This is a genomic window from Oleiphilus sp. HI0079 (assembly GCF_001635105.1).
In genome coordinates this window covers 1-881 of sequence record NZ_LWFT01001101.1, presented here as the reverse complement: position 1 = coordinate 881, position 881 = coordinate 1, and the positions used below count along the sequence as shown (strand labels likewise).

Annotated in this window: 2 protein-coding genes; both read right to left on the bottom strand. The window is 45.1% G+C overall.

Translation table 11 applies throughout. The features are described 5' to 3' along the window. Positions 1–356 (bottom strand): polyprenyl synthetase family protein (locus A3750_RS19505; protein ID WP_197475171.1); only part of this gene is annotated, 356 nt, incomplete at its 3' end. Between the two features lie 10 nt (positions 357–366). After that, a complete protein-coding gene (locus A3750_RS19500) occupies positions 367–627 on the bottom strand; it encodes an exodeoxyribonuclease VII small subunit (protein WP_068521545.1) in 261 nt (86 codons plus the stop codon). Positions 628–881 lie beyond the last annotated feature (254 nt).

The following is an 881-nucleotide window of genomic DNA, read 5'->3' as shown; positions in this document are numbered from 1 at the left end:
GTTTGAAGTGCATCACCGGTTAATATCGCTGTTGCTTCATCAAAAGCGATATGGCACGTTGCCTGTCCTCTGCGAAGTGCGTCATCGTCCATGGCTGGTAGATCGTCATGAACCAACGAGTAAGCATGGATGAACTCCAATGAGCAGGCTGCATGCAGTGCTTTGTTAGAATCTGTGCCTAACGCTTTTGCGGTGGCTAGACAAAGTATTGGTCGAATGCGTTTGCCGCCTAGCAGCAAACTGTAGCGCATAGCATTGGTGAGCCTTGCATCGCTTGTGCTCGTTTGATCAAGAAAGCGAGACAGAGCTGTATCGATTTCAGCCCGATATACGTCGAAAAACGCGGGTTTGTTCATTTTTATCGTCTTATACTGCCTGGCTCTGGTCGTCCTCAGAGTTGAAGGGTACTTTCTTTAATTCGCCGTTCTCTTCCAAAAGTTCATTCACGCGTTGTTCTGCTTTGCGTAGAGTTTGTTGGCAGTTACGTGTTAATTTAACGCCCTGTTCGAACGCCTCCAGCGATTGTTCTAGAGAAAGCTCGCCTTTCTCCATTCTTTCAACAATGGCCTCAAGTTGCTCAAGAGACTCTTCGAAGTCATTCAGTGCTGAGTCGTTCTGGTTCGGCATAGTGATCTTTTTATCCGGTTTATTGCATTTTTGATGCGGCTGATTAAAAACATCTCGTGAAAATGTGCCATTTAGGTCTACACTTTTGGATGCTGAGTGCTCGCTTTGAAAACTCATGGCTTGCGTAAAGTTTGCGCTCGACAAGTCAAAAAACTTGGCGCTAAGTATAACCACTGTTTCCATTTCGTTGAACCTGCTTTTTTCTTGCGGTTTGCCGAATAATTAAAGATAACTTCGATTTTTTAGAGGGACTG

What these genes read in the sequence shown, in the direction of transcription:
- A3750_RS19500 (WP_068521545.1), bottom strand. Translation starts at nt 627, where the DNA reads ATGCCGAACCAGAACGACTCAGCACTGAATGACTTCGAAGAGTCTCTT.